The organism is Streptosporangium sp. NPDC002721 (assembly GCF_042888905.1).
In the GTDB taxonomy this organism is placed as follows: Bacteria; Actinomycetota; Actinomycetes; order Streptosporangiales; family Streptosporangiaceae; genus Streptosporangium.
Window position 1 is genome coordinate 219,421 of sequence record NZ_JBIAQI010000016.1, and the last position, 21,876, is coordinate 241,296.

Annotated in this window: 18 protein-coding genes and 1 other RNA gene; 8 read left to right on the top strand and 11 right to left on the bottom strand. The window is 72.0% G+C overall.

Annotated features, from left to right (window positions below; all coding sequences use genetic code 11):
• The first annotated feature begins 41 nt into the window (after positions 1-41).
• Positions 42-1,019, top strand: coding sequence for a sigma-70 family RNA polymerase sigma factor (locus tag ACFYWM_RS24140; RefSeq protein ID WP_389917694.1), 978 nt, complete (start codon positions 42-44; stop codon positions 1,017-1,019).
• Between the two features lie 352 nt (positions 1,020-1,371).
• Here the strand turns inward: ACFYWM_RS24140 and ACFYWM_RS24145 are convergent, their stop codons facing one another.
• From ACFYWM_RS24145 to ACFYWM_RS24175, 7 genes are all read right to left on the bottom strand, one after another.
• Positions 1,372-3,012 carry an alpha/beta hydrolase gene (locus tag ACFYWM_RS24145; protein WP_389917695.1) on the bottom strand — a complete coding sequence of 547 codons (1,641 nt, stop codon included), beginning with the start codon at positions 3,010-3,012 and terminating at the stop codon, positions 1,372-1,374.
• Positions 3,013-3,361: 349 nt separating this feature from the next.
• Positions 3,362-3,739, bottom strand: coding sequence for a GntR family transcriptional regulator (locus ACFYWM_RS24150; RefSeq protein WP_389917696.1), 378 nt, complete (start codon positions 3,737-3,739; stop codon positions 3,362-3,364).
• Positions 3,739-4,551, bottom strand: a complete 813-nt coding sequence (locus ACFYWM_RS24155; RefSeq protein WP_389917697.1) for a hypothetical protein — start codon at positions 4,549-4,551, stop codon at positions 3,739-3,741. The genes ACFYWM_RS24150 and ACFYWM_RS24155 overlap by 1 nt, the downstream gene beginning before the upstream one ends.
• 358 nt (positions 4,552-4,909) lie before the next feature.
• An RNA gene (gene rnpB, locus ACFYWM_RS24160) (RNase P RNA component class A) lies at positions 4,910-5,304 on the bottom strand.
• Positions 5,305-5,537: 233 nt separating this feature from the next.
• On the bottom strand, positions 5,538-6,938 hold the full coding sequence (locus ACFYWM_RS24165) for a bifunctional RNase H/acid phosphatase (protein WP_389917727.1): 1,401 nt from the start codon (positions 6,936-6,938) through the stop codon (positions 5,538-5,540).
• A 23-nt stretch (positions 6,939-6,961) separates the two neighbouring features.
• Positions 6,962-7,702, bottom strand: coding sequence for a zinc ribbon domain-containing protein (locus ACFYWM_RS24170; RefSeq protein WP_389917698.1), 741 nt, complete (start codon positions 7,700-7,702; stop codon positions 6,962-6,964).
• Positions 7,699-8,535, bottom strand: coding sequence for a Nif3-like dinuclear metal center hexameric protein (locus ACFYWM_RS24175; RefSeq protein ID WP_389917699.1), 837 nt, complete (start codon positions 8,533-8,535; stop codon positions 7,699-7,701). The genes ACFYWM_RS24170 and ACFYWM_RS24175 overlap by 4 nt, the downstream gene beginning before the upstream one ends.
• Before the next feature lie 230 nt (positions 8,536-8,765).
• Here ACFYWM_RS24175 and ACFYWM_RS24180 point away from each other — a divergent pair, with 230 nt between their 5' ends.
• From ACFYWM_RS24180 to ACFYWM_RS24200, 5 genes are all read left to right on the top strand, one after another.
• Positions 8,766-10,205, top strand: a complete 1,440-nt coding sequence (locus tag ACFYWM_RS24180) for a flavin-containing monooxygenase (protein ID WP_389917700.1) — start codon at positions 8,766-8,768, stop codon at positions 10,203-10,205.
• A 129-nt stretch (positions 10,206-10,334) separates the two neighbouring features.
• Positions 10,335-11,366 (top strand): dipeptidase, encoded by a 1,032-nt coding sequence (locus ACFYWM_RS24185; protein WP_389917701.1) that lies wholly within the window; start codon positions 10,335-10,337, stop codon positions 11,364-11,366.
• 150 nt (positions 11,367-11,516) lie between these two features.
• On the top strand, positions 11,517-12,659 hold the full coding sequence (locus ACFYWM_RS24190) for a hypothetical protein (protein WP_389917702.1): 1,143 nt from the start codon (positions 11,517-11,519) through the stop codon (positions 12,657-12,659).
• On the top strand, positions 12,656-13,756 hold the full coding sequence (gene menC / locus ACFYWM_RS24195; RefSeq protein ID WP_389917703.1) for an o-succinylbenzoate synthase: 1,101 nt from the start codon (positions 12,656-12,658) through the stop codon (positions 13,754-13,756). The genes ACFYWM_RS24190 and menC overlap by 4 nt, the downstream gene beginning before the upstream one ends.
• Positions 13,757-13,992: 236 nt before the next feature.
• Positions 13,993-14,595, top strand: coding sequence for a TetR/AcrR family transcriptional regulator (locus ACFYWM_RS24200; protein WP_389917704.1), 603 nt, complete (start codon positions 13,993-13,995; stop codon positions 14,593-14,595).
• Here the strand turns inward: ACFYWM_RS24200 and ACFYWM_RS24205 are convergent.
• The 3 genes from ACFYWM_RS24205 to ACFYWM_RS24215 all read right to left on the bottom strand — a co-directional run bounded on the left by ACFYWM_RS24205 (position 14,540) and on the right by ACFYWM_RS24215 (position 18,546).
• The gene (locus ACFYWM_RS24205) at positions 14,540-15,472 is read right to left on the bottom strand and encodes a DMT family transporter (RefSeq protein WP_389917705.1); all 933 of its coding nucleotides are present in this window, start codon (positions 15,470-15,472) and stop codon (positions 14,540-14,542) included. The two genes, ACFYWM_RS24200 and ACFYWM_RS24205, sit on opposite strands and share 56 nt — an antisense overlap.
• 165 nt (positions 15,473-15,637) lie before the next feature.
• A complete protein-coding gene (locus ACFYWM_RS24210; protein ID WP_389917706.1) occupies positions 15,638-16,909 on the bottom strand; it encodes an MFS transporter in 1,272 nt (423 codons plus the stop codon).
• A gap of 170 nt (positions 16,910-17,079) precedes the next feature.
• Positions 17,080-18,546, bottom strand: a complete 1,467-nt coding sequence (locus ACFYWM_RS24215; protein ID WP_389917707.1) for a condensation domain-containing protein — start codon at positions 18,544-18,546, stop codon at positions 17,080-17,082.
• A 473-nt stretch (positions 18,547-19,019) separates the two neighbouring features.
• Here ACFYWM_RS24215 and ACFYWM_RS24220 point away from each other — a divergent pair, with 473 nt between their 5' ends.
• Positions 19,020-19,616: a copper resistance protein CopC gene (locus ACFYWM_RS24220; protein WP_389917708.1), complete on the top strand. Its 597-nt coding sequence runs from the start codon at positions 19,020-19,022 to the stop codon at positions 19,614-19,616.
• Positions 19,613-20,644, top strand: a complete 1,032-nt coding sequence (locus ACFYWM_RS24225; RefSeq protein ID WP_389917709.1) for a copper resistance D family protein — start codon at positions 19,613-19,615, stop codon at positions 20,642-20,644. The genes ACFYWM_RS24220 and ACFYWM_RS24225 overlap by 4 nt, the downstream gene beginning before the upstream one ends.
• On the opposite strand, the gene ACFYWM_RS24230 is transcribed toward ACFYWM_RS24225, so the two are convergent.
• The gene (locus tag ACFYWM_RS24230) at positions 20,602-21,762 is read right to left on the bottom strand and encodes a hypothetical protein (protein ID WP_389917710.1); all 1,161 of its coding nucleotides are present in this window, start codon (positions 21,760-21,762) and stop codon (positions 20,602-20,604) included. The genes ACFYWM_RS24225 and ACFYWM_RS24230 overlap by 43 nt on opposite strands.
• Between the last annotated feature and the right edge of the window lie 114 nt (positions 21,763-21,876).

Genomic DNA, 21,876 nt, shown 5'->3' on the forward strand with positions numbered 1-21,876 from the left:
CCGATGTCGCCGACGAGGGATGCTCCGCTAGGTTCGTCAGGGTGAACGACGCGGCGACCAGCGAATCGATCGAGTCGCGGCTGGAGGCGTACCGGCCCGAACTGACCGGCCACTGCTACCGCATGCTGGGGTCCGCCTTCGAGGCCGAGGACGCCGTACAGGACACCCTGGTCCGCGCCTGGCGGGGTTTCGACCGGTTCGAAGGGCGTTCGACGCTGCGCTCCTGGCTGTACCGGATCGCGACGAACGTCTGCCTGAACATGCTCGCCGGCACCCAGCTGCGGGTCCGGCCCATGGATCTCGGCCCGGCCGGGTCCGGTCGTGCCACCGACCCGGGCGAGCCGCGTCCCGACCAGGTCTGGGTGGGCCCGGTCCCGGACGGCCGCGTGCTGCCCGAGGGTACCGACCCGGCCAACGTGGTCGTCGAGCGCGAGTCGATCCGGCTGGCGTTCGTCGCCGCGCTGCAGCACCTGCCGCCCCGGCAGCGGGCCGTGCTGATCCTGCGGGAGGTGCTGGCCTGGTCGGCCCGGGAGGTGGCCGACCTGCTCGGCACCTCGGTACCCGGCGTCAACAGCGCGCTCCAACGGGCCCGGGCCACCATCGCCACCGCCGACACCACCGCCGACGTCTACGATCCGCTGGACGACGAGCAGCGGGCACTGCTCACGCGCTACGTGAAGGCGTTCGAGGAGTACGACCTCAAGGCGTTGACGACGCTGCTGCACGACGACGCGACGCTGTCGATGCCGCCGTTGCCGCTGTGGCTGCGCGGCCACGACGACATCTCCGCCTGGATGGCCGGTACGGGCAGCGGCTGCCGCGGCTCGCGCCTGGTGCCGGTGGTGGCCAACGGCATGCCGGCGTTCGGGCAGTACCGCCCCCGCGCCGACGGCTCCGGGCACGACCCGTGGGCGCTGGTCGTGCTGGAGATCTCAGCGGGACGGATCGTGGCCGTCGACAACTTCCTCGACACCACCCGCCTGTTCCCGCTCTTCGGGCTGCCGGCCCACCTGGGGTGACGTCCCGGTCAGTCCGCCGCCACGTGGCGAACGTGGCGCGGGGACCGCTCGCCGTCAGAAGCGGGCGGGGGCCGGCCGTGACTGTCCCCGCACCGCTTCGACGGGTGGCGTCCGGCGTCGCCCACCACCGCCCGCAAACGCGGTGTGCCCTCGGCCGGATCCCTTGAGAAGCGAGCAGCAGTGCCTGAACGCGAGACACGTTCAGGCACTGCCGGATCCGCCGGCGGACGCCGTCCGGACCGCTTCTCCGGGCCCCCTCCGCCGTCTCAGGGCGCTCTCGGCACCCGCGCCGGCGAGGTCCCGTGCTCGCCCCTCCGATCCACCGGCGTACGGCGGTCCAGGGGCGACGGCCCTACAGCGGCCCCGCCGGGGTTATGTACAGCGAGGGCGTGGAGCGGGCGGTGGCCCGCGACGGGGCCGGGCAGAAGCGGTCCCGCCCGGGCAGTTCCCCGGTGGCGAGGAAGACGGCCATCGCCTCGTCGGCGCAACTGCCCAGCCCGATGACGCCGTGGCCGCCCTGGTCAACCGTGATCATGACTGCCCGCCGCCCGAGCGTGCCGCGCAGGCCGCGCGCGCTCACCAGGGACGTGGAGGGGTCGCGGGTGTTCTGCACGATCAGCACGTTGCGCGGCCCGCGATCGGTGACCGGCACCGGCGGCTCCACCGGCCGGCTGTGCCAGGCCACACACGGCCAGAGGTTCGACGGCATGCCCGCCGTCACCGGCCACGCCCGCCGGTCGGCCGCGACCTGCCTGGCGTGCAACGCCACGCTGCGCGGCCAGGCCGCGTCGTCGCAGATCACCGCGTAGAGCGCGGCGACCTGGTTGTCCACCGGTATCCCCGTCCTCGCGGTGTCACCGTCGCCGGCCCTGCCGGCGGAGCCCGGCCGACCCGGTCGCGCCAGGACGGCGGGGTCCAGGGTGGCTCCCGAGGCGGCGTCCGCGAACTCCCGCCACACCTCGGCTATGGAGGGGAAGTAGCCGTCGAAGTAGAGCCCCGACCGGGTGATCTCGCGCAGGGCGTTGCCGTCGAGCGGAGGGCCGCCGGGGTTCGGCACGGGTTGCCGGTCGAAGGTCGCGGTCAGCCGGTCGTAGGTGCGCCGTACCTCCTCAGGTGTCGCGCCGAGGTGGTAGACGGCGTCCCGCTCGGCCGCGAAGGCGAGGAAGTCGGGCAGGCGCTCGGCGACCGCCTGGTTCCAGGTCCGCCACATGTCCCGCCACACCCGGTTCGGATCGGCTGCGCTGTCCAGCACGATCCGATCGCCGCGTCCCGGGAACAGCGAGATGTAGACGGCTCCCAGGTAGGTGCCGTAGGAGATGCCGAAGTAGGACAGTTTCGGCTCACCGAGCGCGGCCCTGATGCGGTCCACGTCCCGGGCCGTGTTGGCCGTGGTGATGAACGGGAGCAGATCGCCGGAATGCTCGGCGCACGCGGCCGCGGTGTCCCGTGCGAAGGCGAGGTTGCGCTCGATGCCGCCGTCCGGCGCCGGGTAGGGCAGCACCCGCGTGAACTCCCTCATGGGATCGTCGATCCCGCAGGTGACCGGGGTGCTGTGGCCGATCCCTCGCGGGTCGAACCCGATCAGGTCGTACTGGTCCAGGACCTCCGGCGGCAGGACGACCGCCAGCTGGCTGGGCAGGTCCAGGCCCCTGCCGCCCGGGCCGCCCGGGTTGGACAGCAGGATCCCGCGGCGCACCCCGGGGCGCGCCGTACTGATCCGGGAGATCTCGATCTCGATGCTCCGCCCGCGCGGGGCGCGGTAGTCCAGCGGCACCCGCAGGGTCCCGCACTGCTGGCGTGGGTCGCGCCTGATGCCGGACTCCACCGGCGGGCACTCACCCCAGACGGGAGCGGCGACTCCCCCGGTCTCGGCCACCGCCGGCTCCGGCGTGCCGATCCGGGCCCCGGCCGACGTGGGCGCGCTCACCGCCAGGGTGGCCACCGTCGCCACGGCGACGAACAATGTCAGGCCTGATCGCAGACTTAATCGCACTGGTACCCCTTTCGAAAGGAACGACTGCTTTCTCGATGACTGTGAAATCGGCACCGCCGGGTACGCGAGCCGGTCGGACTCCCGCGCCTTTCACGAGCCGGTTTCCTCTCCGGCAACCGGAACGGGCGGTCGCCGTCCGGTCGCTGTCGCCTTGCGTGAGCCACACCGAGATCGAGATCACCGCGGAGTCGGTGCGAGATTTCCAAAGCGTCCGACACTTCGAACACGTGCCGGGAGGCACGGCCGGGTGCCCGGTGACGTGACCTTCGCGGCCGGGACGCGGCCGGGTGGCGGTCATGGCGAGGCCAGGGCGCGGCCGGGTCGCGGTCATGACGAGGCCGGGTCGCGGTCATGACGAGGCCGGTGCCGTCGCGCCGGAGGTCAGGGCCGCCTGCACGATGCGGATCGCCTCGCCCGGGTCGATGCCGAGACTGGCGATCACGACCGCGTAGTCGGCGGCGGCCCGGCGGGCCCGCTCCAGGCCCTCCTCGCCGGCGGCCGACACGAACGAGCCCGCCCGGCCGCGTGTCTCGATCAGCCCCGCCTCCTCCAGCTCCCGGTAGGCCCGGCCGACCGTGTTGACGGCCAGGCCGAGGTCGGCCGCCAGGTGGCGGATGGTCGGCAGCCGGGCGCCCACGGCCAGCGTGCGCTCCTGGATCTGCCGGGCGAGCTGGGCGCGCAGCTGCTCGAACGGCGGCACCGGCGAGGCCGCGTCGATGACGATCATCAGACGCTCATGACCCGCCGGGCCACCGTCACACTCGGCGGCATCCTGGACTGAAGGACGACGAACCCGACCGGGACCAGGAGCAGGTAGGCGACCGCGGCCACGCTCCACCAGCCGGGCGCGGTGCCGAACAGCAGCACCATGGGCAATGCCAACTGCATGTTCGGCATGGTGCGGTCGCGGGCGTCCTCGACGCGCATGATGACGTCGGCGGTGAGCGACTCCTCGTCCTGTGCCACGACCGGGCGCCGTAGCAGGTGGTGCAGCTGCATGGCGGTGATGGCCGTCACGCCGAGCAGGCCGATCAGCAGCACGACGGCCAGCTGCCGCACGGTGGGGTCGGGAACGGCCAGCGCGCTGCCGGCCAGCACCATCGCACCGGCGAACGTGACCGCCACGAAGACGGCGTACGACCGGCCGAGCAGGGCCCGCCAGCCGGGCTGGGACAAGTGGGCGGCCCTGCGAGACAGCGTCGCGCCCGCCCGCCGGTCGACGCGCCGCACCCACCGGTCGAGCAGCGACTGCGCCAGCAGCAGCCCGACCACCAGCGCCGCGAGGACCAGCTGCGACAGCGGGCGATCCGGCGGCAGGCCGCCGAAGGCGGACCTGGCGGCGAGCGCGCTCGCGATGATCAGCACGCCCGGGACGACCAGAGTGGCGAGGCGGGCGCGTCTGCGGACCGCCAGCCGGCTGGCCAGCAGCGAGGTCGGCCGGGCACCGGCCAGGTCGCGCCGGGCCAGCCACTCGCCCGCCCGCTGCAGATCGGCCTCACGCACCGGCGGACCGGCGTCCGGCAACGGATCGCGGGTCATGACGCCTCCTTTGTCGCAAGTTTTGTAGCAACATAGTGCGTCAAAGCTTGCGACAAAGTCAACGCCTCACAGGTTCTCGCCGTCTCCGCGGCACGAGCCCCGGCGCGATTCGAACCGGCCACGACCGGCGGACACGGACAGAGGGTGCGCCGACGGGTCCGCTACCGGAACGAGAAGGGCGAGCAGCACAAGCGCAATCTCGGAGAAGAAGGCCGACACCGACCGCTTCGGCGTGACACGTCGCGTGGCCGGACCAGGTACCAGGCGCACGCGAGAACGTGGCCGACCTCACGACTGCGTGGGCCGGGAATCTCGGCGACCTATGGAGGGCTTCACGGTAGGTCAGAAGAGAATAGGGCGGACGAGTCGGCCTGTAGGCCGGGTTTTGTTCTTCACTTGCGTGAAGAGGCGACCATCCATCTAGGGCCGACGTTGCCGGCGGCCTCAAGCGGTCTACCCGCGCGGCTCGGGCGAGCAGCCCTCAGGCGTCGCGCGCGGGACGCTCCGGGGAGCGCCCCTTCTTGACCTTGCTCCGGGTGGGGTTTACCGAGCCGCCCACGTCACCGTGGGCGCTGGTGGTCTCTTACACCACCGTTTCACCCTTACCTCGTCTCGCGACGAGGCGGTCTGTTCTCTGTGGCACTTTCCCGCGGGTCACCCCGGGTCGGCGTTACCGACCACCCTGCTCTGTGGAGCCCGGACCTTCCTCGGCGGGTCTCAGAAGAGACCCGACGCGGCCGCCCGGCCGGCTCGTCCGCCGTGTTCCAAGCCTAACGGTTCCCAAGTGGACTCCAACCGAGCGGCAAGTCGTCCGCGCTGAAATATGGATCAAGCGCGACACGACGGACGAGCACCGGGAGAAACGATGAGAGCACCGACGACCGGTGGGACGACCGCCCCCGCACGCCGTGGCGAGGGGTGCGGTGGCGTACGGGTGCTTCACCGCCTCGGCGGCCGAGGTCTGTCGTGGACGTGAGACCGCCGGTTCAGCGCAGGTGCGAGGTGTCGTTGAACGCCTTCACCACCGCGGGACCGTCGGCGTAGTACTCGATCAGGGACAGGGCTGACAGGTCGAGATGCATGCGGTACAGCGCGCCGAGGGGAGCGAGCAGCGCGAACCGCAGCAGCATCTTGATCGGCGTGACGTGGGAGACGGCGAGGACCGTCTTGCCCTCGTAACGCTCGACCAGCATGTCCCCGGTCGCCTGGACCCGCCGCGCCGCCTCCCCGAAACTCTCCCCACCCGGCGGCGCGGCGGACGGGTCCGCCAGCCACGCGGCGAGCTCGTCGGGCCAGCGACGCTGGATCTCCGTGAACGTGTGGCCTTCCCAGTCTCCGAAGTCGGTCTCCCGCAGCCCTTCCTCGACGAGGACCTCAAGCCCGGCCCTGGCCGCGACGATCTCCGCGGTGGCACGGGCGCGCCTGAGCGGCGAGCTGACGATCACCTGGATGCCGTACGGCTTCGCGGCCAGTTTGGCCGCCGCGGCCTCGGCCTGGGCGACGCCGTTGGGCGTGAGCTCGGGGTCACCGAGCCCGGAGAACCTGCGCTCGACGGACAGGGGCGTCTCACCGTGCCGGAGCAGGTACAGCGAGGTCGCGACGGAGGTGGGTGCGCGCCAGCCGGTGCCCGGACTCGTCGGGGTGGCGGTCCGGGCCGCTCCCTCACGCGTACCGGTTCCGCTGCCGTCCCCTTCACCGTCGGAGCCATCGACCCCATCGACCCCGCCGACCCCGCCGACCCCGGGGGCGCCGGTGTCGAAGTTGTCGGTGTCGAAGAGGAGGAGGTCCTCGGCGGGAGCGGTGGGGGTGGCGGGGGGACCGCTCTTGGGAGTGCCTCTTTCCGAGGTCCCGGTTCCGGAGGTACGGCTTCCCGAGGCTCTGGTTCCGGAAGTACCTGTTCCGGAGGCACCGCCGCCCGAAGCCCTGCCGCCGGGTGCTTCTGGAACCGAGGAGCCCGAAAGGGTCCAGGGGCGGCCCTTGGCGGCGGCGTCCATGGCCTCGTTGGCCAGGCGGTCGGCGTCCTTGTTCCTCTCGCGAGGGATCCAGCGCCAGGTCACCTTCAGGCGCCTGGCGAGGGCCGCGGCCTCCAGGGCGAGCGGGCGCAGGCCCTCGTTCTTGACCTTCCAGCGGCCGGCCATCTGCTCGACGACCAGCTTGGAGTCCATCCGGACCTCGACCTTCGCGCCGTCGCCCGCGAGGTCGAGGAGGGAGGTCAGGCCCGCGATGAGCCCGCGGTACTCGGCGACGTTGTTGGTCTGGGTGCCGATCGACGCGGCGGTCTCGACCAGCACCTGGCCGTCGGCGGCGTCCTTGACCACGGCGCCGTAGCCGGCCGGGCCCGGGTTGCCCCGCGACCCGCCGTCGGCCTCGATGACGTACGAGGTCACAGAGGTCGCGGAGGTCACAGGGCTCACAGACCGGACTCGGCGGTACGGACGAGGATCCGGCGGCACTCCTCGCAGCGGATGACCTCGTCGTGGGAGGCCGCCTTGATGCGGTTGATCTCGGCGATGGACAGGCTCGTACGGCAGCCGAGGCAGCGGGCTCCCTGGAGCATCGCGGCGCCCACCCCGGACTGCTCCTTGAGCTTGCCGTAGAGGGTGAGCAGGTCGGCCGGGATGTCCTCGGCGACTCCGGCGCGCTTGCCCTGGAGCTCGTCCTTCTCCTTGTCGATCTCGGCGAAGGCCGCGTCCCTGCGGTCCTCTGCGGTGCCGCGGGTGCCCGCGAGCTCGTCGCGCTCGGACACGAGCTTGGTGACCTGCGCGTCGGCCGCCTCGCGGCGCTCCATGATCTCCAGCACGACCTCCTCCAGATCGCCCTGCCTGCGCTTCAGGGAGACGATCTCGGACTGGAGGCTGGCCAGGTCCTTGGGAGAGGACACCTGTCCGGAGTCGAGGCGCTTCTGGTCGCGCTCGGCGCGGGTGCGGACCGAGTCGACGTCGGCCTCGGCCTTGGTCTGCTCGCGGGCGAGGTCGCCCGACTCGGTCTCGGCGGCGATCACCTGGGTGGCGATGCGGGCGATACGCCCGGAGAGCTCGTCGATCTGTGCCAGCTCGGGCAGGGTGCGGCGGCGATGGGCCAGCCGGTCGATGGCGGAGTCGAGTTCGGCCAGGTCAAGCAGACGCTTCTGGGCCGCAGGGGCTGCTTTCACGTGAAATCCTCGCACTTTGCTGTTGTGTTCCAGGCGTCCGTGACCGTCTCGGATACGCGCGTCTCAACAGTAATCCCCTTCGCGGCCGACGCGGACGCGAGATGATACGCCGCGTCGGCGAGCCAGGGCCATTCGGTGGCCCAGTGGGCCGCGTCGATCAGCGCGGGGCCGTCCGAGGCCTCCATGAACTCGCTGGCCGGGTGGTGGCGCAGGTCGGCGGTGAGGAAGACGTCCACCCCGGCGGCGCGGGCCGTTGCGAGGAGGGAGTCTCCCGATCCCCCGCTGACCGCGATCCGCTGGACGTGGCGGCCGGGGTCTCCGGCGACCCGCAGGCCGCCCGCCGTGGCGGGCAGCCCCCGGGCGGCCCGCCGGGCGAACTCGGCGAGGGGGACGGGGGCGGCCAGCGAGCCGACGCGGCCCAGGCCGCGCCGGGGGTCGTCGGCGGAGGGACTGAGGGGGACGAGCGGGCCGGTCAGGCCGACGGCGCGGGCGAGCGCGTCGGAGACGCCGGGGTCGGCGACGTCGGCGTTGGTGTGGGCGGTGAAGAGCCCGATGTCGTTCTTGATCAGCGTGTGGACCAGGCGGCCCTTGAAGGTGGTGGCCGCGACACTCGTGGTACCGCGCAGGTAGAGCGGATGATGGGTGACGACGAGGTCGGCACCCCAGTCGAGGGCCTCCTCGGCGACGGCGGCCACCGGGTCGACCGCGAACAGGATCCGGCGCACCTCGGCGGAGGGATCCCCGCAGACGAGCCCGACGGCGTCCCACGACTCCGCCCATCGCGGGTCGTAGCGGGACTCCAGCTCTGTGACGATGTCGGCAAGCGTAGGCACGTGCGCAGACTATCGGCCCGTCCCGGACGACCCGTCACGGTCGCTTGCCGGTGATTCCCTCCGTCGCTTTCGGGTGATCCCGGCCGTCGTTTTCCGGTGGTCCCCGCCGTCGCTTGCCGGTGATTCCCGCCGCGGCTTTCCGGTGATTTCCCCAGTGATTGCCCCCGCGGCTTCCCCGGCGCGGGCGGATCGCCTAGCGTAAGTGGACACTGACACCCGGAGGGCGTGCCATGAGGCCGAATGTCGCGATCATCGGTGCCGGATTCGGCGGACTGTGCATGGCCATCCAGCTGGAGAAGGCCGGCGTCCGCTCGTACACGATCTTCGAGAAGGGTGACAACGTCGGGGGGACCTGGCGCGACAACACCTATCCGGGGGCGGGCTGCGACATCCCCTCGCATCTCTACTCCTTCTCCTTCGAGAGATACTCCAGCTGGACACGCCGCTACGCCGCGCAGCCGGAGATCCTGAGCTACCTGGAGGGGTGCGCCGACAAGTACGGCCTGCGTCCCCACCTCCGGCTGAACACCGCGGTCACCTCCGCCACCTTCGACGAGTCGCTGGGCAAATGGCGGGTCCGCACGGCGGACGAGGAGGAGTTGTTCGACGTGGTGGTGTCGGCCGTGGGACAGCTCAACCGGCCCCAGCTGCCCGACATCCCGGGAATGTCGGCGTTCGACGGCGCGTCCTTCCACTCCGCGCGCTGGGACCACTCCGTCGACCTGGCGGGCAGGCGGGTGGCCGTGATCGGGAACGGGTCCTCGGCGGCGCAGTTCATCCCGAAGGTGGCCGAGGTCGCCGGGCATCTGGACGTCTTCCAGCGGACCCCCAACTGGGTGATCCCCAAGCCCGAGGCCGCCTTCGGCCCCCGCATGCGGACGGCCTTCCGCCTCGTGCCGTTCCTGCAGCGCGTCTACCGCGAGTGGAGCTACCGGTACGCGGAGCACACCCTCTACCCGGCCCTGGCCGGGGGCTGGACCAAGGACCTGCTGCCCAAGCACGCCCTCGAACACCTGCGCGCCCAGGTCCCCGACCCGCTGCTGCGGGCCAAGCTGACCCCCGACTACCCGCTCGGCTGCAAGCGGGTCGTCGTCGACAGCGGCTTCTATCCCGCGCTGACCCGCCCCGACGTGGACGTCGTCACCGACCGGATCGTCCAGATCCTCCCCGAGGGCGTGGAGACCGCCGCCGGACTCCGCGAGGCGGATGTGATCGTCTACGCGACCGGCTTCGAGACCTCCGGTTTCCTGTCCTCCATCGAGGTCACCGGGCGCGAGGGACGACACCTGGCCGAGGAGTGGAAGGACGGCGCGGAGGCGTACCTGGGCATCGCCGTGCCGCGCTTCCCCAACCTGTTCATGCTCTACGGCCCCAACACCAACCTCGGCCACAACTCGATCGTCTTCATGCTCGAATGCCAGGTCCGCTACATCATGGGCTGCCTGGCGCACCTGACCTCGCGCGGGCCGATGGAGGTACGGCCGGAGGCGATGGCCACCTGGCGGCAGAGCGTCGACAAGGCCATGGAGGGCATGGTCTGGCAGGCGGGCTGCACGAGCTGGTACAAGAACGCGGCGGGCCGGGTGACCGGCAACTGGCCGGGCAGCGCGAGCGCCTACCGCCGCATCACCAGGGCCCCGCGCCCGGAGGCCTTCCACTTCGCGCGCTGACCCCGTCCACCGCCCGGACGTCCCACGTCCTCGTACGAAGTACGAAGTACGAAGGCACGGAAGCGCGAGGCGGGCCGGGTGCCGGTACGGTCGTGGCGAACGAGAGCCGTCCGCGCAGAAGGGCCAGCCGTGTCCGCCGACCTCCACAGCGACTCCGTGGTCGCCGATACCCACAACGACCTGCTGATGGCCGTCACCGCCAGGCCCCCGCACCGGTGGGCCTCCTTCTTCCGGGACCGCTGGCTGCCCCAGCTGCGCGAGGGAGGGGTGAACCTCCAGGTCCTGCCGGTCTTCATCGACGACCAGTACCGTCCCGAGGGCGCGCTCCGGCAGACCCTGCGCATGATCGAGTGCGCGCACGTGCTGGCCGAGGGCAACGCCGACGCCGTACGCCTCTGCCTGGACGGCGCGCAGGTCGACGAGGCGCTCGCCGAGGGCAGGATCGCCCTGGTCCTGGCGATGGAGAGCATGCCGGGCCTGGACGCCGCCGTCGAGCTGGTGCCGACGCTGTACCGGCTCGGGGTGCGGGTCGCCTCGATCGCGCACTGGGGCCGTACGGCGCTGGCCGACGGCAGCGGCGAGGACGCCACCGGCAGCAGGCTCACCGCGGCGGGGGTGGAGACGCTACGGGAGATGGAACGGCTCGGCATGATCTTCGACATCTCCCACCTGGGCGCCTCCGGGGTGGAGCACGTGCTGGAGCTGGCGTCCCGGCCGGTGATGGCCACCCACTCCTCGGCCCGCGCGCTGCGCGACCACCACCGCAACCTCACCGACGACCAGATCCGCGCGGTCACCGCGACCGGCGGCGTGGTGTGCGTCAACTTCCTGGCGGCCTTCCTGTCGGAGGATCCGGCCGAGTACACCGTGGACCGGCTGGTGGACCACATCGCGCACGTCGCGAGCGTGGGCGGCATCGACCACGTGGGGCTCGGCCCCGACTTCGTCCGCGAGGTCATGCACGACGTGACTCCCCCGTGCTGCGAGATGGACTACGGCGTCGACCCCTTCGCGGCCCTGCCGGGGCTGTCGGGCCCGAGCGGGCTGCCCCTGGTCACCGACGCCCTGCTCAAGCACGGCTTCGCCGACGAGGAGATCGTGAAGATCATCGGAGGGAACGTGCACCGGCTGTTCCGCGCCCAGCTGGGCAGGCCCGCTTGAGCGAGCCCGGCGAGGGGCACCACCGGAGGGGGACCCGATGACGATCCCGGCCGGTACGGGCGGCCCGGACATCGAGCGACACGTCCCGGAGAGAAACGGAACGGCGGACGACGGGCGGCCGGGCAGAGCGTCCAGAGGGGACGGGGGCGGATGACGGGTGATTCCTACGGCCGCGGGGTGCTCGTCGTGGAACTGGCCGGGATCGGCGAGTTCGAGGACGTCCTGCGGTTGTTCGACGGGATCTGGAATCCCGACCCCGCCAACCCTCCGGTCACGGTGGAGATGATGCGGGCGCTGTCGCACGCGGGCAACTACGTGGCGGGAGCGTACGAGGACGGGAGGCTGGTGGGGGCGTCGGTCGGCTTCCTGGGCGCTCCGGCCGGGCAGGTGCTGCACTCGCACGTCACCGGCGCCCTGGCCGGGCGCGGGATCGGGTTCGCGCTGAAGCTGCACCAGCGGGCCTGGGCCCTGGAGCGCGGGCTGGATCGGATCACCTGGACCTACGATCCGCTGGTACGGCGCAACGCGCACTTCAACCTGGCCAAGCTGGGAGCCCGCCCGGAGGAGTACCTGCCGTCCTTCTACGGCGCGATGAGCGACGCGATCAACGCCGGGGACGAGTCGGACCGGGTGCTGGCCGTCTGGCACCTGACCGAGCCGCACGTCCTGGCCGCCGTCCGGGGCGAGCCGCACCGGACGGTGATCCCGGCCGACGCGGCGGTCTGGCTGGACGAGCGGGACGGCGGACCGGTGCGGGGGCCCGCCGAGACGGCCGGGGCCGGTGGGGCCGGTGGGGCCGGTGGGGCCGGTGGGGCATCGACCGTGCTGGTCGCCGTGCCCCGGGACGTCGAGGCGCTGCGGCGCGCCGACCCCCGGGCGGCCGGGGCGTGGCGGGTGGCCGTACGCGAGGTGCTGGGCGGCCTGCTGGAGGAGGGAGCCCGGGTGACCGGGTTCGACCGCGAGGCGGGCTACGTCGTGGAGCGACGCCCCCGAGACGGGCTCCACCCCGCGGGGGAGCCGGACCGGCACGACACCGGGACCCCGCACGACGACGGCGCCCGGCACGAAAGCGACACCCCGCGCGACAGCACCCGACGCGATACCGAAATCATGCACAACGGGGAAACCCGGCACGACGGCGAAACCCCCGGCGCCCCCGAAAACCACGGCGACCGGCATGACGAGACCCAGCGCGCCAGAGCCCGACGTGACGGAGCTCGGCATGACACAGCTCGGCATGACAGGACCCGGCGTGACGGGATCTCGTACGACGTAGGAAAGAGAGACGCGTGAGGATCACCGGTATCGAGTTGCGGCGGGTGGCCATGCCGCTCGTCACCCCGTTTCGCACCTCCTTCGGCACCGAGACCGAACGCGACGTGCTGCTGGTGCGCGTCGTCACCCCCGACGCCGAGGGCTGGGGCGAGTGCGTGGCGATGTCCGACCCGCTCTACTCCCCCGAGTACGTCGACGCCGCCGCCGACGTGCTGCGCCGCTTCCTCGTCCCCGCCCTGCCCGCCCACACCGACGCCCATGGCGTGGGCCGCGCCCTGCACCCCTTCAAGGGCCACCGCATGGCCAAGGCAGCCCTGGAGACCGCCGTCCTGGACGCCCAGCTGCGCACGTCCGGCCAGTCCCTGGCCACCTACCTCGGCGCGGCCGTCGACCGCGTCCCCGCCGGTGTCTCGGTCGGCATCATGAACTCCGTCCCCGAACTCCTGGAGGCCGTCACCGGCTACCTGGACGAGGGATACCGGCGCGTCAAACTCAAGATCGCCCCCGGCTGGGACCTGGCCCCCACCCGCGCCGTGCGTGAGCACTTCGGCCCCGGCCTGCTGCTGCAGGTCGACGCCAACGCCGCCTACACCCTCACCGACGCCCCCCACCTGGCCAAGCTCGACCCCCTGGACCTGCTGCTCATCGAACAGCCCCTCGCCCACGACGACCTCCTGCAGCACGCCAGACTCGCCGAGAGGATCACCACCCCCATCTGCCTGGACGAGTCCATCGAGTCCGCCCAGGACGCCGCCGCCGCCATCACCCTGGGCGCCTGCTCCATCGTCAACATCAAACCCGGCCGCGTCGGCGGCTATCTGGAGGCGCGGCGCATCCACGACCTCGCCCGCGCCCACGGCCTGGCCGTCTGGTGCGGCGGCATGCTGGAGACCGGCATCGGCAGGGCCGCCAACCTCGCCCTGGCTGCCCTGCCCGGCTTCACCCTGCCCGGCGACACCTCCGCCTCCCGCCGCTACTACACCACCGACCTCACCCCGCCCTTCGAACTCCACGACGGCCACCTGAACGTCCCCGCCACCCCGGGCATCGGCGTCGACCCCATCCCCGCCGTCCTCGACGAGGTCACCACCTCCACCGAATGGATCCCCTTCTAACCCCGGACGACGGTGACGGCGGTGACGGCGGTGACGAAAGTGACGACGCAGCGGGGCACGCGACGCCGGGGTCCCCGGCCCCACCCCGTTCGCCCCCTGACCTTGACTCCCGCCCGCCGTTTCCCCCGCCACCCCGTACCGGACGGCGACCCCTCGCGGGGCGCGGGCCCTGGGTGCGGTCGCCGACCTCCGCCCCCTGCCCCTGACCGAACACCATGACCCGCTAGTGTTCCCTTGTGGCAAGGGGATTTGGGCGATTACGTCGTGAAGATCTGCTCCGGACCGCCTGCGATGTCATCGCGACCCAGGGGTTCGGTCACACGCGGACCGCGGACATCGCCCAGGCGGCCGGTGTCAGCCAGGCGCTGCTCTTCTACCATTTCGAGACCAAGGAGAAGCTGTTCGCCCAGGCCTTCGCCTACGCCGCCCAGCTCGACCTGGACGCGCTCGTCAAGGTGGAGGAGTCCGGCGGCTCCCCCCTCGACCGGCTGCGGGCCCTGCTCAAGTTCTATCCGCCCAGCGGGAGGTCCAAGTCGTGGGCCCTGTGGATCGACGCCTGGGCGGAGTCGATGCGCAACGCCGAGCTCGAGGAGATGTCTCGCAGGATCGACATGCGCTGGAAGGACACGCTCCGCGCGATCATCGACGACGGCGTGGCGGCGGGGATATTCACCTGCGCGGACCCCGAGGGGGCGACCTGGCGGGTCATGTCCCTCATCGACGGCCTGTCCACGCAGGTGACGGTCCACCGGCGGGTCCTCTCGCGGGTGCGGATGATCGAGTTCATCCGGACGGCCGCGGCGGCGGAACTGGGTCTCTCCCCCGCCGAACTGAGCTGAACAGCCCCTTGGGCAGTACGACCAGGAGCATGGCCAGCGCGATCAGCCCCCCGCCGAGGTACACGCCCACGGTGAGCGGCTCCCCGTACATCCCCACGGCGAGTGCGGTCACCCAGAGCGGCTGGGTCGACAGGATCACCGCGGCGGGCACCGGCGGGACGTGGACCTGGCCCCAGGAGCGGGCCAGGAACCCCAGGGCGCAGGCCACGATCGACAGGTGGCCGAGGATCACCCAGTCACCCGGCGCGGAGGGCAGGGTGAGGCCGTCCGGCGCGGCGAGGACCCCCGTCATGGCGGCGATGGTGCCGAGCTGGATCACCGTGACCGCGTAGGCGTTCTGCCGCGCCTCCGCGGAGTTGCCGAGCACCAGCGTGTGCGCCGCGTACAGGATCGCCGACGACAGGGTGGCGACCAGCGCGGGCAGGGCGACCTCTCCCTCCGCCGAGCCCCTCAGCAGGGTGAACGCGGTCATCGCGGCCATCGCCAGCGCCACGGCCGCCCAGACGCGGGCCGGGGTCCTCGCCCCGAGCAGGAGCAGCCCGAGAACCGGGGTGATCACCACGTACGAGCCGACCGTGAACCCCGAGACCGACGAGGGCAGATCGTGCAGCGAGACCGCCTGGGCCGTCTGGCCCACGCCGAACAGCAGGCCGAGCAGGATGCCGGTGAGCCAGGTGCTCTCCGACAGCCCCCGCAGGCTTCCCGGGCGCAGCGCGAGCAGTACGAGGGTGGCGATGCCGTACCGCTCGGTGAGGAGGTCCGCCACGGGCATGCGGACGATGAGGTCCTTCATCAGCGGGAAAGCCGATCCCCACGCGGCGCTGACGAAGATCAGAAGCACGATTCCCAGGACGGGCCGGGGAGCTACCACTGCCATACCCGAAGGGTTCCATCACCCGCAGCAACCGGAAGGTCACCTACCGGATCGGGAGTGGCATGGATACAACCCTGAGTGAAGGACGCCACACCGGTACGAGGGACCTCATACCTTCACCGGTCTTTCCGCCGGACGAACGCCGCTTCCCTGAGCCTGCGCGCAGTCTCAGGGAACCGAGCGGATCCTCCAGACGAGGACGGCGCCCAGGAGGACGAGGGCGGCCGAGGTCAGGTAGAGGACGGGATAGCCGCCGAGCCCCGCGACGATGGGACCGGCGATGGCGGGGCCGAGCACCTGGGGGCCGGAGTTGGCGATGTTGATGACGCCGAGGTCCTTGGCGCGCCCCTCGGCGGCGGGCAGGACCTGGGTGACGAGAGCGTTGTCGACCGAGAGATAGATGCCGAAGCCGACCCCCATGATCGCGGCACCGGCCATCGCCACCGGCCACTGGGGCCAGAACGCGAGCATCACCGCGGGGACCACGCTGACCAGGCCGGAGACCGTGACGAGCGCCCTGCGGCGGCCGAGCCTGTCGGAGACGACACCCGCGACGACGGTGGTGAGCACGACGGTGGCGGTGTAGATCAGGATCAGCACGAGCAGGCCGTCCTCGGCCTTCTCGCCGGGGAAGAGCCGCTCGTAGCCGACCGCGTCGGCGAGGAAGTAGAGCAGGTAGAGCGTGGCGACGGCGTTGCCCAGCTGCATCAGGAAGCGCGTCAGCCAGGCCCAGAAGAAGTCGGGGTGGCTGCGGGGGCTGATCCAGAACCCTCTCAGGAAGGCCCGGAGCTCGAAGGGCGGCCTGGCCGTGAGGCGGGGGTCGTGGGTGGTGAGAACGAAGGGGAGCACGCCGAGCGGGACCAGCGCCGCTATCAGGAAATATCCGGATTCGGTGGTGGTGGCGACCATGGTGACCAGCACCACGGCGAACACCACCCCCAGCGACTGGGGGATCCCGATCCAGCCCGAGACCTCACCCCGCTGGCCGACCGGGACGTGGTCGGGCACCCCGGCACCGAGCGCGGCCTGCATCGCGTTGAGCCCCGCCTGCGCGAGACACCATCCGGCCGTCACGCCGAGGATCGAGCCCTGCCCGGCCAGCAGGACCAGCGCCCCGGCACCGACCAGCGCCCCGCCCAGCGACCACGGGTGCCTGCGCCCGAACCTTCCGGCCGTACGGTCGGACAGCGCTCCGGCGACGGGGTTGAGCAGCATCGCGACGGCGGCCCCCACCCCGGTCACCAGCGCCAGCGACTCCTCCTTGCCCGCCGGGTCGATCGACGCCACCTGCGAGGGCAACAGCACCTGCAGCGGCCCGAAATAGGCCATCCAGAGCACCAGGTTGGCCAGCGAGATGCCGATCACCCACCGGGGTCCCACCCTGCGGGTCGGCTCGGCGAGCGCCGCCCGCGGGTCGGGGACGGGCTGGACGACGCTCATGGGACCTCACATCTCCACGTTTCCGCATCTTCACGACTCGACGCCCCCGCGCCCCGGCGGCCCCTCGGTCCCCCGACTCCTCGATCCCCCGGCCCTCCGGCGCCGCGGGCCCCGGCCCTTCGGCCCGCGGTTCCGGGCGAGGGCCCGGCCGCGTGAGGCGTGCCCGGATGCTACGCCGTTCCCCGTCCCGCCAACAGCCCCGGCCCGTCGGAGGAGTCGTCGCGGGCGGCGGGGCGCTCGACCGGGACGATGCCGCACAGCCCGGCGACCTCGTCGAGCGGGACGTCCCCGGCCACCGAGGCGACCAGCAGCGTCTCCAGCCCGCGCAGCAGCGCGTAGGCCGTGGGGCGCGGCAGGTAGGCGGTGTCGGCCATCAGGTACAGCTCGCAGGTGTTGGTGGCCGTGCCGGTGGCGAACAGGGCCGTGGCGTCCACCTCGGGCCAGGACCCGACGTGGAAGGTCCTGGTCCGCTCGGTGAGGGCGGCGATCGCGGCGGGGTCGCCCGGCGGCTCCACCGCGGGCAGGTGGGGCCAGTGGCCGGCGGCCCGCGTGTCGTTGAAGTAGGCCGACAGGTCGACGGGCCGCCCGCGCTCGCGGCCGACCTCCTCGCGCAACGCCATCATCCGGTACGGGTCGTAGTGCGCGTTCCGGTAGGCGGTCAGCGCCTGCCGGTGCCCGGCGCGGGCGGCGTCGGCGAACGTCCCCTCCGGCAGGGCGAGGACGAAGATCCCGTCCTGCACGGCGCTCCCCGCCATGGCGGCGAGCCGGGGATCGTGCCGGTTGGCCACGATGAGCTGCATGACCACCTCGCGGTGCCCGGTGAGCGCGCCGAGCAGCACCGCGCTCGCCGCGGTGAGCACGCTGGCCGTGCTCACCGACCAGCGCGCCGCCAGCACCTCGGCCGCCGCCGCGGTGGCGGCCGACTCCATGCCGACCTTGACGAACCTCGGCTCCTCCGGCTCCGTACGGGGGAAGTCGAACATGGTCAGGGGCACCCGCTCCAGGATCGAGCGCCAGTGGCGCAGCGTCCGCTCGCCGCGGGCGGCGCCCGGTCCCTCGCGCTCGACGGCGGCCTGGTCCATCGGCTGCCAGGCGGGGGCGGCCATCTCGCCGCCGGCGAGCAGGTCCCGCCAGTCGCGCGCCAGCACCTCCAGGGCCCCGCCGTCCACGGCCAGGTGGGACAGGGTGAGGGCGACCGTCCTGGGACGGCCGTCGACGGTCACGACGGCGCAGCGGAACGGCAGGTCGGCCGCGTAGTCGAACGCGGTGGCGGCCAGCCGGACGGAGAGCTCCCTGGCGGCGGCGAGCGGCCTGGCCTCCCCCGCGTCGTACACCTCGACGGCGAACCGGCCCCGGCGCGCCACGCGCTGGACCAGCCCGCCGGGCGTCTCCTCGTACGTCGTCCGCAGCGTCTCGTGCCGCTCGACGAGCACGCGCAGCGCCCCGAGGACGGTGTCGAGGTCGCGTCTGCCGTAGACGGGCAGCACCCAGGGCATGTTGAAGTACGGGTCGTCGTCGTCCAGCCAGCGGGTGAGCCGCCAGATGGCCAGCTGGCCCCAGCTGAGCGGCGACTCGCCGCCCCGCGCGCCGGAGAACTCCACGGACGTCACGCTCAGCGGCGCGGGTCCGGCCGTCATCGGGTCCGGCCGATCTCCGCGGCGGCGCCCTCGCGAGACGCCCTTTCCCATCCGTGTACCAGCGACATATCAGGCGCCTTCCGTCCGGCCCGTCGCGGCGGCACGGCGACCCCTCCGCCACGCGCGAGCGCGGCGGATCGGTAACTCGGTGACCAGGCAACTCGGCAACGCTGTTTGAAGCGAGGCTAAGGATCACGCGCCGAATTCGTCAAGGTTTCGCCGTTGTTTTCCAGCCCGATAAAACCAAACAAACTATCCCTTGATGGCTTTTACCAGATAAATCATCATATTCTTCATTTTTTGAATGTTTGTCATCCTCATAGTCATCGGCTTCACTCCCCCGGGACGAGGGCCGAGCAGGGGCACGGGCGACCCGGGGACGCGGGTGACCCGCGCGAGCGCGATTCCCGGCCGGGAGGCCGGGGTGGGAGCATGTCATTCGTCATGACGATCCCAAAGGAAGGCCACGACCGGTGAGGCGGCTACTCACGGTCCTGCTGCTCGCGTCCGCCGCGCTGCTCGGCGCGGGCGGCCCGGCACAGGCCCACAACGTGCTGATCAGCAGCGACCCCAAGGACGGTACCGAGCTGGCCACCGGACCCGAGAAGATCACACTCACCTTCGACCAGCCCGTCCGGCAGGGCTTCGCGCAGATCAGCGTGATCGGCCCGGACGGCGCGCGCTGGGAGGAGGGCAGGACCACCGTCGACAGGGCGAAGGTCAGCGTCGGCGTGAAGCCCCTTGGCCCCGCCGGGGAGTACGCGGTGGGCTACCGGATCCTCTCCTCCGACGGCCACCCGGTCTCCAGCAAGATCACCTTCACCCTGACCGTCCCCGGGCCGGGCGGCTCCTCCCAGGCTCCCGACGCCGCCGCGCCCGCCGCCTCCGCCGCACCGGTGGCCTCCGCCGAGGCGCCGCAGGGCCCCGGCCTGGGCGCCCAGGCCGCCGAGGCCGCGCAGAACGGCGGGGCCGGGATGGCCGTGCTGTGGATCGCGGGCTCCATCGTCCTGCTGGGCGGGGCCACGGTCGTGGCGATGCGCCGTACGAGGGAGCAGGGAGGCACGGGATGACCGTGACCGCCGAGCGGGCCGCCGAGGCCGGCACCGCGAGGAAGCTGGTGGTCGGCGGGCTCGTGTCCGCGGCCGTGCTGGCCGTGCTGGTCGCGACGGCACTCGCCCCCCAGGAGGAGGTGCCGGGGATCGCCATCCCCGGGCCGCTGGTCGAGTACGGGCTGCCGGTGCTGCGGGTGCTGCTGGACCTGGCGGCGGTGGCGGTGGTCGGGCTCAGCCTGCTGCCGAAGCTGCTCGGGTTCGACGACCCCGACCGCACGGAACCGGTGATGCGCCGGGCCCGGCCCGCGGCCGTCACCTTCGCCTGGGCGTGGGCGCTGCTGGCGCTCGTCGTCATCGTGTTCCAGACGGCCGAGCTGAACCCCGGGCTCGTCCCCACCCCGGGCATGATCGCCGAGTACGTCGACAGCGTCGGCGCCGGGCAGGGCATGCTCTTCAGCGCCGCCTGCGCGCTGTCCTACGCCGGGATCGGGCTGCTCGCCGTGCGGTACGGCGAGAAGGTCCCGGCCGAGCTGCGGATCGTGATCGCCCTGTTCGGGCTGCTGCCGATCCCGGTCACCGGCCACGCGGTCGACTCGGTCTGGCACGACCCCATCATGATCTCGATGGAGCTGCACGTGATGGGCGCGGCGGCCTGGACCGGCGGCCTGCTCACGGTCGTCCTGCTGGTCGCCGGGGACCGGGAGCTGCTGGCCAGGGTGATTCCCGAGTTCTCCAGGCTGGCGACCCTGGCGCTGATCGTGGTCGGCCTCTCCGGCCTGGTGAACGGCCTGGCCACGATGGCCCTCACCCCGGGCGTGGAACTGCCCGGGGCCCTGCTGACGAACGAGTACGGCCTGCTGGTCGTGGCCAAGACCGCGTGCGTGGCGCTGCTGGTCCCGTTCGCCGCCCACATCCGCTACCGCCTGATGCCGCACATCGCGGAGCGGCGGGCGACGGCGGTCGTCGGGTGGGCGGCGGCCGAGATCACCGTGATGGGGCTGGCCTACGGGGTGGCGGTCGCGCTGACCAGCGCCTCCCTGTCCTGAGCCCGTAGCGTGTGACGGCTGAACGACCACTCGGCGGCCAGCCACAGGACCGCGAGCCCGGCCCCCCCGACCAGCATGGTCGTGGGGGGCACCAGCGGCGGCGCCATGAACGTCGCCTGCTGGAAGCGCAGCGCCTGGTCGACGAGGAGGGTGGCGCCGACGGAGCCGACCAGCGCCCTGACCACGGGCATCCTGATCAGGAACGCCAGGTCGACGGCGAGCGCCCCGGCGATCAGGAAGACCGGGATCGCCGAGCGCGGGAAGTCGGCCACGGCCAGGAGCGGCCAGATCAGGGTGCGGAAGACGACGTAGGCACCGATCACGGCGGTGGCGGAGAACATCCGGCCGATCATCGCGCGGGCGTAGACGGCCACCAGGATGGCGGCCATCGCCGCGTAGAGGGGATAGAGCTGGTCGGGCACCGGCAGCGCGAAGTGCAGCGCCACGGCCCTGTCGGTCACCGGCAGGCCGATCTGCTCGGCGGCGAACTGGATCAGGATCGGCTCGGCCTCCGGCTGCCCCCGGTCCCAGGCAGCGATGGCGTACACGCCGTACTCCTGGTGCTGGGCCGGGAACCAGACGTTCTCGAAGAGGAACACGAAGAGCCCGCCGAGTACCAGCGTGCGCGTCCGCCCCGGGACCGCCCGGACGAACCAGCCCCGGATGACGCCGCAGACCATGAAGAGCGTGCCGATGTAGAGCATCAGGTGGGACGGGCTCCACGAGGTGATGTCGAGCCCGTTGATCCGGTGGTTGATCAGGTCCAGCGGGACCGCGACCAGGAAGATGCCCGTGCCCCAGCTGATGAGGCGCTGCGCGAGCCTGTCGACGCCGTAACCGGTGTAGACGTGGATGATCGTGAGGGCGAGGGCGATGGCCGTGCCGACGCTGTTGAGCAGGTGCGGCGGCGCCAGGTCGTCACGGAGCCACTTGAAGTGCCAGGAGACGTCCCAGGACGCGCCGAGCACCTTGAACGAGAAAGCCACCAGCCACCCGAGGTAGAGGAGCCTGAACAGATCCTCCGGGGTCTCCCTGCCGGCCTTCCCGCGCGTCCAATACGGCAGAGCCCACTCGATGACGGGAGTGGCTCTTCTTCGGAGGCTTTCTACTGGCTTCACGCCTCGAAATGATGCCGCTCCTTTACCTCGCTCCGCAATCGGGGACAACCCTGAGCATCGGCGCCACTTCCGCCTTCCTCCCCCGCGGGTGATCACCCGCGTCCGGCCCGCCCC